The organism is Paraeggerthella sp. Marseille-Q4926, assembly GCF_916618935.1.
In the GTDB taxonomy this organism is placed as follows: domain Bacteria; phylum Actinomycetota; class Coriobacteriia; order Coriobacteriales; family Eggerthellaceae; genus Paraeggerthella; species Paraeggerthella hominis.
Map to the genome: position 1 here is coordinate 16,235 of NZ_CAKAKF010000004.1, position 11,464 is coordinate 27,698.

An 11,464-nucleotide genomic window follows, 5' to 3' on the forward strand; every position below is an offset into this window, starting at 1 on the left:
CTCGCCTTTTTCCAACATGCGCTCGGCGCGCGAAGTCGCATCGCGGCGAGCGGAGGCGTTTCGAAAAAGCAGGCTCCGATCGCTGCGCCAAAACTGCAAGGCAGTTCTATGACTTATTAAGATATACATGTAGAAAGCATATCATTTTGCAAAGCGCTCTGCCGAGCACGTTGCCTGGCGCGAAATCGCGGGCCTGCGCTGCTCAACCAGCCCATCGGCCGCAACCGTTTTGAGCGCCTGCATCAACAGGCCAGTTCATCGAAACGCGGTAGATTCAACGGGCATCGAAGACGATCGTCGGAAAGCGCAGACCCGCGATTTCGTACCAAGCGCAGGAGGCGCACAGGTCTCACCCAGCAAAACGCATCCGGGTCCGCCGCGGTCCTGCGACCGAAAGACTCGGCGCATCCCCTACTCGAAGTGGTCCACGGCAACCTCAAGCTGGCGAACGATGTCGATGTCCTGCGGGCACATGGCTTCGCACGCGCCGCAGGCAATGCACTTCGAAGCCGGCCCAGGAGCTGCCTGCCAGGAATACAAGCCCTTCGCGAAATCGCGATTCTCGGTCATAAGCTCCAGGTTCAAAAGGCTTAAGATCTCGGGGATAACCACGTGCTCCGGGCAGCCCTTGACGCAGTACCGGCAATTGGTGCAGGGAATGGACGCCAGATTGGACAAAATGCTCCGCGCCGTCTCCAGCGCCGCGCGCTCATCAGGCGAGAACGGCTTGTTGCCGCGATGCTCTTCCACGTTTTGCCGAACCTGATCTGGAGAGGACATCCCCGACAGCACCGTCAACACGTTCGGAAGGTTGTAGCAGAATCGGTACGCCCACGAAGCCAAGCTCAACTCCGGGCGACACCCCAGCAAGGGCTCCGCAACGCGCGGGGGCAGATCGGCCAGGCGTCCGCCGCGGGCGGGCTCCATGATCACCACGGGTACGTCGTGCTTTTCGGCAACCTCCATGCATCGGCGCGCCTCCACAACCGGATCGTCCCAATCCAGGTAGTTCGCTTGCAGCTGAACGAAATCGGCATCAGGGTGCGCCCGCAGCAAGGCGTCGAGCGCGTCGGGGCCGTCATGCATGGAAAATCCCCAATTCCGAATGCGCCCCGCCGCTTTCTCGCGCCTGGCAAAATCCCACATGTCATACGCGTCGAAGGTGGCGGTCCGAGCGCCGCCCACGTTATGCAACAGGTAAAAGTCAACGTAATCGACGCCCAAACGCTCAAGGGAGGTTCCCAGGTTGCTTTGAGCCGTCTGGGCATCCGGAGCCGCCCAGGCCAAGCACTTCGTGGCGATAGTGAACGAATCGCGAGGATAGCGCCGCACCAGCGCCTCTCGCAAAGCCGTCTCGGAAGCGCCCTCGTGGTAGACGAACGCGGTGTCGAAGTACGTGCCGCCTCCCGCAATGAACGCGTCCACCATCTCTTTGAACTGCTCAAGGTCGATGCTCTTCTGGTCCTGAGGGTCCAGCAAAGGCAGGCGCATACAGCCGAAACCGAGCTTCGACGTATTCTGGAATTCTGGTTTCACGAACGCTCCTTCTTGCTTTCCTGTATTCGGTGACAAGAAAAATCATACCTATTGGAGCAGGCTCCAAGTCAAGAAGTTTCCGTACGCGAAAAAAAGATCGTGCCGAGCCTGCATCCCACAGCAACGCTACGTGTGCGAACCGGAACCGGCAAGGCAATCGAACAGGTACTGGAATTCCTGCTCGAAAATGCTGTTGCGCAGCCGTATGAAGGCTATGTCATGCTCCACGGAGAAGCCTTCCAGCTCGACGGCGCGCAGCGTTCCTTCGCGCAGCTCCCGGTCAACCGCAGCCTCGTACAGAAACGCGATCCCCATATCCCGCTGTACGAACACCTTGATAATATCGAGGCTCTCCACCACGCTCACCTGGCTGAAACCATCGACGGAAAGATTGCGGGCGGCCAGCGCATGCTCGAGCACAGCGCGCGTGCCCGAGCCCCGCTCGCGCACCAGCACATGTTCGCCGAACAGGTCCTCCACCCGCCCCGGATCCTGACTGAAGCGATGATCCGGCGCGCATACGCACACGAACCGCTCGCTTCGGTAGACGTTCCAAGCGTAAGCGCTCTTGTCGAAGAACCCCTCCACGAACGCGCAATCTATTTTGCCCATTCCCAAAAGCTCAAGCAGTTCCGCCGTGCCGCCGGACCGCACGGTAACCCGGTACCGCGGGTGCTCGACCAAGAAGTCAGCAAGCGGCGCCGCAACCAAATACTCGCCCGCCGTCAGCGTCATGCCCACAACCAGATCGACGCGCGACCCGGCAACGGCCTCGGCAACGCGATCGCGCAGCAACGCCTCGTCATGGGCCATGGTGGACAGGGCATCGCGCAGCATACGCCCCGCAGCGGTAAGCGCAAGCTTCTTGTTGCGGTAATCGAACAAAGAGGCGCCGTACGCTTTTTCCAGGTACGCAATATGTTGCGACACCGCCGGCTGTGTCACGTTAAGCTCTTCGGCGGCGCGCGTGTAGTTCATCGTGCGGCACACCGTTAAAAACGTTGCTACGCGAAAGTCCTGCATACGAGCCTCCACCCTTCATCGAGCATCGTGCTTTTCGCCAATGCCATAACAGTACCTTATTGCTACATAAATATATATTAGTTTCCTTTGTTGTTACGGTATGGAAGAATACGCCAAAGGCGCCTTCGGTCAGGAAGCTGCGCGTTTCGCGTGAATCATCGCGAGATCACCTACAACAAAATTATTCTCGTTTACGATAAGCTCAACAGAAAGGCGAGCCGTGCTCAACGTTATACAAAAAGTGCCCATCCCCACCGCTGGCGTCGCGCTCGGCCTGGCAGCGCTGGGCAATCTACTGCAACCGTACACCGAAGCGATCCATGTCGTTTGCGGCGCGCTCGCGTTTGCCCTCATTGCTTTGCTCGCTGCGAAAATCGTCCTGTTCCCCAACATGATTCGCGACGACCTGCATAACTCCATTCTGGCAAGCGTCAGCGCAACGCTGTTCATGACCCTTATGCAGCTGGCCGTTTACCTGGCGCCCGCCGCCTACGAACTCGCCTTCGCCATCTGGGCCGCCGCCGTCATCTCGCACTTGGCCCTTATGGGATGGTTCACCGCGCGGTTCATCGCCCATTTCAAACTGCACGAGGTATTCCCCACCTACTTTATCTGCTACGTGGGAATCGTCGTGGCCTCGGTCACGTCACCTACATTTGCAATGACGGGTGCCGGTCACATGTTGTTCTGGTTCGGATTCGCCTGTTACCTGGTGCTGCTTGCGCTGGTGACCTACCGCTACGCCAAGCATGAAATTCCCGAGGCAGCGCGCCCGCTGTTCTGCATCTACACGGCGCCCATGAGCCTGTCGCTTGTAGGGTACCTGGCAACCGCAGCCGACCCCAACCCCCTGTTCGTAGCCGCGATGCTGGTGCTGGCGCAAGCCCTGTTCGTCCTGGTGCTGTCGAAACTGCCCCGCCTTCTGCGCCTTCGGTTCTACCCAAGCTACGCCGCCATGACGTTTCCGTTTGTGATCACGGCAACGGCGCTGGGGAAGGCCCTGTTCTTCTTCCGAGCAAGCGGCGTCGCCCTGCCCGAAGCGCTCGACCTGCTGTTCGTTGCGGAAACGGCCATTGCGATTGTCATGGTGGCGTACGTTTTCAGCCACTACGTTCGCTTCTTCGTGCGCCGCATCGAGCAGCCGCAAAGCGCCGCCGTGCTGCAAGAGAACCAGCAAATCGCCCGCTTCTCGGAGAACTTCGACAACTAGCCGACCTCCGACCTCCGACCTCCGAAGGATCGAAGAGGGCCGTATGCATGCTGCGCGCAAACGCGTCGCAGGCGCAAACGGCCCTCTTCTCTTGCCGTTTGCCGTTTGCCGCTTAACGCGACAAGCAGCTACTTGCCCATCTCCAGGCTGCGAGCGAGCACCTGCATGCGGGCCTCGACATCCTCGATAATCCGGCTGCAATCCTTCAACTCGGCATACGAGTCAAGCCCCTCCACCTCGCGCACCGCCTTGTACTTGAGATCATGCTCGAGGCTGGCCCAGAAATCCATGGCGATCGTGCGCAGCTGCACTTCCACGGGAATGAACTCTTTCTTGTCAAGGAAGTACACGGGAATTCGCACGATCACGTGCAAACTGCGGTATCCGTTGGGCTTCGGACTTGCAATGTAGTCCTTCACCGTGACGATGGACAGGTCGTCTTGTTTCTGAAGCAGCTCCAGCAGGTTGTATACGTCGTGGATGTACGAGCAGATCACCCGCACGCCCGCGATGTCCATGATGTAGCGTTCCATGTTCTCGAGCGTGGGCTCTTTTCCGTAACGCTCCAGCTTCTCGAAAATGCTCGCGGGCTTCTTGATGCGCGATTCGATGTGGTGAATGGGATTGCGATTCTTCTTGAGGTTGAGATCCTGGTCCAAAATCTCGAACCGCACCTGCATTTCACGCATAGCAGCCTGGTACTTCTGAATGATCTCGCGCGTTTTCGCCTCAGCCTCGCGCAGGCGCCACAGGTCGTCCATGGGCCCGCGCAAATCATCGGTCGAACGAAACGCCGGCCGGATCCCTCCTTCTTCCACGGACCCGTTCTGATCAGCCCGTTCACCCGAAAACAAGGGTTCGTCTTTCACGCCGAACGCCACCTCCATGACAATGCTCCTTACAACAGTACGCGGTAAAGGTCGTATGATAGCCTACATCGAAGGGCTCGCACCGGCTAACGCAGCCTTTGCTTCTTCCCACAGCGCTTCAAGCTCATCGGCGGAAAAGTCCTCGATGCGGCGGCCCTGCGCCCATGCCGCGCCCTCCATGAACGACCACCGAGCGCGGAACTTCGCGCAGGTTGCACGCAAGGCCCCTTCGCCGTCCACGCCCATGCGGCGCGCTACGTTCACCAGGCTGAACAGCACGTCGCCGAACTCGAGCTCGACGGCTGCGGCCAATTGCGCAGCGCGGGGGTCGGCCGCGCTCGCATCGATCTTCCCGTTCGAAGCCTTGGGGGCTGCCGCGTACGCCTCGCGAAGCTCGGCCACCTCTTCGTCCACCTTGGCCCACACGTCCTCAAGGGTTTTCCATTCGAATCCAGCCGAAGCTGCTTTGCGCGAAATCTTCTGAGCCTGCATAAGCGCGGGGAAGCTGGTGGGGACGCCGTCCAGAAGCCCCGAAGGACGAGCGCCGTCGGCTTGCGCGCTTTCGTCCGCCGTTCCTTTTTCGGAAAGCTTCACCTGATCCCACAAATCCAAGACCTCGCCCGCATTGGCGGCCTGGCTCTCCCCGAACACATGCGGATGGCGGCGCACCATTTTCGCATTAACGTCGGAGCATACGTCGTTGATGTCGAACGACCCCGCGTCGGAGGCTATCTGGCTTTGCAGTACCACCTGCAGCAAGACGTCGCCCAGCTCTTCTCGCAGGTGGGAGTTGTCTCCGGCCTCGATAGCATCGACCGCTTCATAGGCTTCCTCGATCATGTTGTGCGCGATGCTCTGATGAGTTTGCTCGCGATCCCACGGGCAGCCATCGGGCGCGCGCAAGGCAGCGATAGTGGCAACGAACTGGTCAAACGACGGATGCTCGATCGGATGGGCGGCAATGTCAAGCGCGGATTCGCGACGGGATACGGTCATGGGACGGTCCTTTCTGCTGTTCTTCTGCCCAGCAGTATACCCCTCGCCGTCAAAACGAAACCAACGATGCCGCAGGAACCGAAAACGCACGAAAATCAACCGCACGCGACGCGCGGCGACAGGGCGCGGCAACAGGGCGCGGGAGCACGCTGGACAGCGACGTGCGGCAGGGCGCGGGGTTCGCACGACGCGCCGCATGTCGCACGCGACGCGCGCCCCGCAAGCAATGCGGCCGGGGCTGCGCTCCAACAGCAGCAGCCCCGGCCGCGAAAGCCCTATGCCCTCACCTGCCTACGCCTTCAGAATCGCGGCAAGATCGTGCTCCGGATCGCCCACGGGATGCACGTCGAATTCGCGCACCAGCACGTCAAGCACGGCGGGAGAAACGAACGCCGGCAACGTCGGGCCCAGGTAGATGCCCTTGATCCCCAGGTGCAGCAGGGTCAACAGGATGCAGACGGCCTTCTGCTCGTACCACGACAGAACCAGCGTCAGCGGCAGATCGTTCACGCCGCACTCGAACGCCTCGGCCAGCGCCACGGCAACCTTGATCGCGCCGTACGCGTCGTTGCACTGCCCCATGTCCATAAGGCGCGGCAGGCCGCCGATAGATCCCAGGTCCAGATCGTTGAAGCGAAACTTCCCGCACGCAAGCGTCAGCACGATGCTGTCCTCGGGGGTCTTCTGCACGAACTCGCGGAAGTAGCTGCGCCCGGGGCGCGCGCCGTCGCATCCGCCCACCAGGAAGAAATGGCTGATAGCGCCCTGCTTCACCGCATCGACCACCGTGTCTGCAACTCCCAGGATAGTGCCGTGGCCAAACCCGGTCACAAGCGACGCGTCGGCGCCGGCGCTCTCCCCGCGCGAGCCTTCGATAGCTGCGAATACGCGCGGCTCGGCGAACCCGCCCAGCTCGAGCGCGCGCTCGATGACGGGGCCGAAGTCCTTGCTGCCATCTTCCGCAGCACCGATGTGCGCGGCACCCGGATACGCCACCACGCCGGTCGTGAATACGCGATCGGCATAGGAGGATGCCGGCGGCATGAGGCAGTTCGTGGTGAACAGGATGGGTGCGGGCAGCTCCGCAAACTCGTCGCGCTGGTTCTGCCAGGCCGTTCCCAGGTTCCCCTTGAGATGCGGATACTGCTTGAACAGCGGATACGCATGCGCGGGAAGCAGCTCTCCGTGCGTGTAGACGTTCACGCCGCGGCCAGCCGTCTGGTCGAGCAGCAGCTTCAAATCATGCAGGTCATGACCGGTTGCCACAATAAACGGACCCGCTTCCACCGTGCGCGACACGGTGGTGGGCTCGGGGGTGCCGAACGTTTGCGTGTTCGCCTGGTCGAGCAGTTCCATGCAGCGCAGATTCACTTCGCCTACCATGAGCGCCAGCGGCAGCAGCTCGTCGGCCTGCGCAACGGCAACCCCCTCAAGCCCCTCGTGCATGAACGAGGACACGGCTTCGTCCCGATACCCCAAAACCGCAGCATGATACGCATACGCGGCCATCCCGCGCAAGCCGAACAGCACAAGCGACCTGAGCGAGCGCACGTCTTCCAGATCATTCCAAACTTCACGCAAGTCCAGGTCGGGAGCCTGATCCATGCCCGCATCCGCAGCTATGAGCGCCTTCTGCGCGCGAGCGAGCCGTACAAGCGATTCCAGCTCCGCATCGTCGAAGTCCACGTTCGTCAACGTGGCGAACAGCCCTTCCATCACCAGATCGTCGGCCGCGCGTCGAGCATCGCCCGTCACGCCCGCCGCACGCACCGTACGCGCCAGGCCCACGAGCGCGCCCGTCAGCTCGTCTTGCACCTGGGCGGTGGAAGCTTGCTTGCCGCACGCTCCCGCAGCGCCCGTGCAACCGCTGCACCCTATGGTCTGCTCGCACTGGAAGCAAAACATTGCATTCGCATCCGTCATTGCTCTTCCTCTCTTTCGAGGGTCCGCGCCTCCCTCGGTCCGCAGCATGCGCCGCGAAACCAGAACGCGCTCGCCCGCTCTCGTCTTGCGTAGTTGCAACCCTACGACACAACCGCTATGCTTTCCGTTGTAATTCCAACAAAGGAGCACAATGGACCGCTACGCCCATCTGATCAACCGCTCGCCCCTGTTCCACGGCATCGATCCGCAGCACGTCGACTCCATGCTGCAATGCCTGGGCGCGCACCAGCGCAGCTACCCCAAAGGATCGGCCGTCTTTCGCATAGGAGACACCTCGTCGACCATGGGCTTGGTGCTGGAAGGGTCGGTTCGGCTCGAAAAAGAAGACTGGTGGGGAAACCGCAGCATCCTTGCATCCTTCGGTCCGGGGCAATCCTTCGGCGAGGTGTACGCCTGCGAGCAGGATCTTGCCTACGACATCAACGTAATAGCCGCCGAGGAAACAACGATCCTGTTCATGGACGTAGGCCGCGTTACCACCATGTGCCCCACCTCCTGCGCGTTCCACGCGCAGCTCATTCGCAACGTGCTGGGCGTGGTAGCGCGGCGAACGCATGCGCTCACCCGCAAGATCGAGCACACGTCCAAACGCACAACGCGGGCGAAACTCTTGTCGTATTTGTCCGACCAGGCCGAGATGGCCGGAGGGCATCGGTTCACCATCCCGTTTGACAGGCAAGAGCTGGCCGATTACCTGTCAATCGACCGCAGCGCCATGTGCGCCGAGCTTTCCCGCATGAAGCGGGAGGGCTTGATCGATTATCATAAAAGCCAATTCGAAATCACCCGAGGGAGCGCCCTATGATCAACCCCCGCACCGCCGCATTGCTGATCATCGACATGCAGCATGGATTCATCGACGCGTCATCGTCTTTGTGCGTAGCGGGCGCAGCCGCCACGGTGCCCGCCTGCGCCCGCGCGCTGGATGCGGCCAGGCGCAGGGGGATGCCCGTGTTTCACGTGGTGCGCTCGTACGCCGAAGACGGATCGGACGTGGAAGCCTGCCGACACGAAGCGTGGGCCGAAGGCGGCAAGCCGGTATCGACCGCATGCGCAAGCCCGCGCTCGCTTGAGGAACCGGCGCCGCTCGCGCCGCAACCGGGCGACCGCGTGCTGGTGAAGCCGCGCTTCTCGGCGTTCTTCAACACGTCGCTCGACCTGACGCTCAGAAGGCTGGGCATCACCACCGTGGTCCTCACGGGCACCACCACGCCGAACTGCATCCGGACCAGCTGCTACGACGCGCTGTCGCTCGACTACAACGTGGTGGTCGTGGAGGACTGCACGTCATCGCGCTCCCCCGCCGTGCAAGCGGCCAACATCCAGGACATGGCCCACATCGGGGCGCACATCATGACGTGCGAGGAGTTCTGCGACCGCGGCTTGGCCGACGTTCGCGACACGGCAGCCAACGCGCGCGCAGCGCAGCGCAACGCTTAAGGAAGAAGGTACCCATGCCCCTGCTAGAGATCGACGTGCTCGAAGACCCCCGGCTCGACGCGTACGCGCGCCTGACCGAAGCGCAGCTGCGCAGCAAGCTCGAACCCGAGAAAGGCATATTCATCGCCGAGTCGGGAAAGGTCATCGAGCGAGCGCTCGAAGCCGGCTTGGAGCCGCTGTCGATGCTCATGGAGGCGAAATGGGTTCCCGCTTTGCAGCCCGTCATCGATCGCATCGCCCTCGATCACCCCGAGGTGCCCGTGTTCGTCGCACCGCACGACGAGCTGGCGAAACTCACCGGCTTCGAGCTGACCCGCGGCGCGCTGGCCGCCTTCCGTCGCCCCAAGCCGCGCAGCGTTGCCGACGTAGTTGCCAACGCTCGGCGCATCGCGGTGCTCGAAGACATTACGAACCACACCAACGTGGGAGCCATCTTCCGCTCCGCCGCAGCGCTGAACTTAGATGCGGTGCTGGTCACGCCCTCGTGCTACGACCCGCTGTACCGGCGCGCCGTGCGCGTTTCTATGGGAACCGTGTTCCAAGTACCTTGGACCCGCATCGGAGACGATGACGCCGCCCGAGCAACGGGCCACAGCACCTGGGCGGAAGAGGGCGTCCCCCTGCTGCACAGTTTGGGCTTCAAAACGGCCGCCATGGCTCTTTCCGACGATTCCGTATCGCTTGACGACCCCGCTCTTGCCACCGAGGAAAAGCTGGCCATCGTGCTGGGAACGGAAGGCGACGGCCTTTCCCGCAGCACCATCGCACGCTGCGACTACACGGTGCGCATCCCCATGGCCCATGGCGTGGATTCGCTCAACGTAGCTGCGGCGAGCGCGGTAGCCTTCTGGGAGCTGCGCGCACGTCCGTCGGCGCGCTAAGGCCAACGACGAGCCGCAAGCCGCATCGCCAGCACCGCGCCAGCCGGGGATCGCCCGCGCGACAACCGCTCAAGCATAGGAATCGCTCGGCCGCCGCAAACGAAAGCATGCGGCACCTATGAATTCCATAGTCATTCGCTATTGTTTTATTGACTCCCCAATCTGTACTTGCTAAAGTTACAGTTATTGCACGTACATACTGTACCGGCAGATAAGGAGCAAAGACCGTGAACCTTCGAACGAAACGCCTCGGCCTGGCACTGAGCCTTGCCGTCCTTGCAACAGCAGGGCTGCTGGCGCTTGTCGCCTGCTCGAACCCGTCGTCAACCCAGGAAGGAACAAGCATGGAGCGCACGAGCGAATCCGACGCATCATCCAACGCGCATCGAACCATAGATTCCATCGAGGCCCAAGGCTTGATCGAGCAAGGAGGCGTCACCGTAGTCGACGTGCGCACACCAAAGGAATACGCCGAACGACACATCCCCGGTGCCATCAACATTCCCGTTGAGACCATCGGCGACCAGCAACCCGCCGAGCTGACGGACCCGGATGCCGAGCTGCTGATCTATTGCCGCTCGGGAGTGCGCAGCAGGCAGGCCGCCGAGAAGCTGGTATCGCTGGGGTACAAAAACGTAACCGACATGGGAGGCATCATCGACTGGCACGGGGAAACAGTTGCAGGTTCCCAACCGAACGGCAGCTAGATTCCAAGGTTACAGGTTCGCCTTGCAGGGCCGTGCGCGTCCCGCTCAAGCAGACACGTGGACGGGTATGGGCAAACTGTTCCGCACGACCAGCTGCGGGAAGCGCACGGCCCTGCAAGGCGAACCTAATGCCCGAGCCCATGATCCTGAACCACAGGATTGCGCCGCAACGCCACCGACGCATGGCGAGTGCCGACCCGCCATGCACGAGCCACAAAAAAACGTGCGGACGGGGCAAGCCGTCCGCACGTTGGCGAATCCATGCAAGACGTGCGCTTACTTTGCAACCAGCACCGGAATCTTGGAGCCGTGCAGTATTTTGTGACTCACGCTGCCCAAGTACTCTTTAAGGCCGCTCAAACCGCGATTTCCCACAACCACCAGGTCGTACTCGCGCTGATCGACCAGTTTGAGAATTTCGGTGGCAGGGTTCGTGCCCGTCAGCAACAAGGAGTCGATGCGAGCCGCCACATCCTCGCGCACGTCCGCAACCGCTTCGGCAAGCAAGTCTTCCCCGTCGGAAATCATCATGTCGAGAATCTCTTTGAAGCTGGCCATCTGGCTCTCGTCCAGCAACGGGATGGGAACGACGTACGCGATGTCGATATGCACCGCGGGATTGACTTCGGCCAAGCTGACGGCCATATCCAGAGCGCGGCGTCCGCCCTCGGATTCGTCGAACGCAACAAGCAGGTTGTTCACAGCCATAATCGGCCCCCTTTCGGTCGCGGCAGGCCCTGAGCCCACCGCCTCTGCTTCCCCTTCAGTATAAGACTTTTTCCCTACTCTGACCACGGAAAACAGGTAACGTGAGCGTAGCGAAAGCAATTCGGGAAATCCGCCCGCTCCCCCACCTTG

11 protein-coding genes are annotated in these 11,464 nt (G+C 61.4%); 5 read left to right on the forward strand and 6 right to left on the reverse strand.

From position 1 onward, the window contains the following. Positions 1-411 precede the first annotated feature (411 nt). Positions 412-1,536 carry an aldo/keto reductase gene (locus tag LG373_RS08635; RefSeq protein WP_225749570.1) on the reverse strand — a complete coding sequence of 375 codons (1,125 nt, stop codon included), beginning with the start codon at positions 1,534-1,536 and terminating at the stop codon, positions 412-414. A 126-nt stretch (positions 1,537-1,662) separates the two neighbouring features. Then, on the reverse strand, positions 1,663-2,559 hold the full coding sequence (locus LG373_RS08640; RefSeq protein WP_225749571.1) for a LysR family transcriptional regulator: 897 nt from the start codon (positions 2,557-2,559) through the stop codon (positions 1,663-1,665). A 220-nt stretch (positions 2,560-2,779) separates the two neighbouring features. Here LG373_RS08640 and LG373_RS08645 point away from each other — a divergent pair, with 220 nt between their 5' ends. Beyond that, on the forward strand, positions 2,780-3,769 hold the full coding sequence (locus LG373_RS08645; protein WP_225749572.1) for a TDT family transporter: 990 nt from the start codon (positions 2,780-2,782) through the stop codon (positions 3,767-3,769). A gap of 128 nt (positions 3,770-3,897) precedes the next feature. On the opposite strand, the gene LG373_RS08650 is transcribed toward LG373_RS08645, so the two are convergent. The 3 genes from LG373_RS08650 to hcp all read right to left on the reverse strand — a co-directional run bounded on the left by LG373_RS08650 (position 3,898) and on the right by hcp (position 7,557). Next, positions 3,898-4,656, reverse strand: coding sequence for a GTP pyrophosphokinase family protein (locus LG373_RS08650; RefSeq protein ID WP_225749573.1), 759 nt, complete (start codon positions 4,654-4,656; stop codon positions 3,898-3,900). A gap of 45 nt (positions 4,657-4,701) precedes the next feature. Continuing rightward, on the reverse strand, positions 4,702-5,634 hold the full coding sequence (gene mazG, locus LG373_RS08655) for a nucleoside triphosphate pyrophosphohydrolase (protein WP_225749574.1): 933 nt from the start codon (positions 5,632-5,634) through the stop codon (positions 4,702-4,704). 291 nt (positions 5,635-5,925) lie between these two features. Next, the gene (gene hcp / locus LG373_RS08660; RefSeq protein WP_225749575.1) at positions 5,926-7,557 is read right to left on the reverse strand and encodes a hydroxylamine reductase; all 1,632 of its coding nucleotides are present in this window, start codon (positions 7,555-7,557) and stop codon (positions 5,926-5,928) included. A 151-nt stretch (positions 7,558-7,708) separates the two neighbouring features. Between hcp and LG373_RS08665 the strand changes: the two genes are divergently transcribed. From LG373_RS08665 to LG373_RS08680, 4 genes are all read left to right on the forward strand, one after another. Beyond that, positions 7,709-8,383: a Crp/Fnr family transcriptional regulator gene (locus LG373_RS08665; RefSeq protein ID WP_114566619.1), complete on the forward strand. Its 675-nt coding sequence runs from the start codon at positions 7,709-7,711 to the stop codon at positions 8,381-8,383. Next, a complete protein-coding gene (locus LG373_RS08670) occupies positions 8,380-9,018 on the forward strand; it encodes a cysteine hydrolase family protein (protein WP_216529195.1) in 639 nt (212 codons plus the stop codon). Before LG373_RS08665 ends, LG373_RS08670 begins: the two co-directional genes overlap by 4 nt. A 14-nt stretch (positions 9,019-9,032) precedes the next feature. Then, positions 9,033-9,899 (forward strand): RNA methyltransferase, encoded by an 867-nt coding sequence (locus LG373_RS08675; RefSeq protein WP_216529194.1) that lies wholly within the window; start codon positions 9,033-9,035, stop codon positions 9,897-9,899. 227 nt (positions 9,900-10,126) lie between these two features. After that, positions 10,127-10,606 carry a rhodanese-like domain-containing protein gene (locus tag LG373_RS08680; protein ID WP_225749576.1) on the forward strand — a complete coding sequence of 160 codons (480 nt, stop codon included), beginning with the start codon at positions 10,127-10,129 and terminating at the stop codon, positions 10,604-10,606. Positions 10,607-10,882: 276 nt separating this feature from the next. Here the strand turns inward: LG373_RS08680 and LG373_RS08685 are convergent, their stop codons facing one another. Next, complete coding sequence (locus LG373_RS08685; protein ID WP_114566622.1) at positions 10,883-11,314, reverse strand: universal stress protein; 432 nt, start codon at positions 11,312-11,314, stop codon at positions 10,883-10,885. Positions 11,315-11,464: the final 150 nt, after the last annotated feature.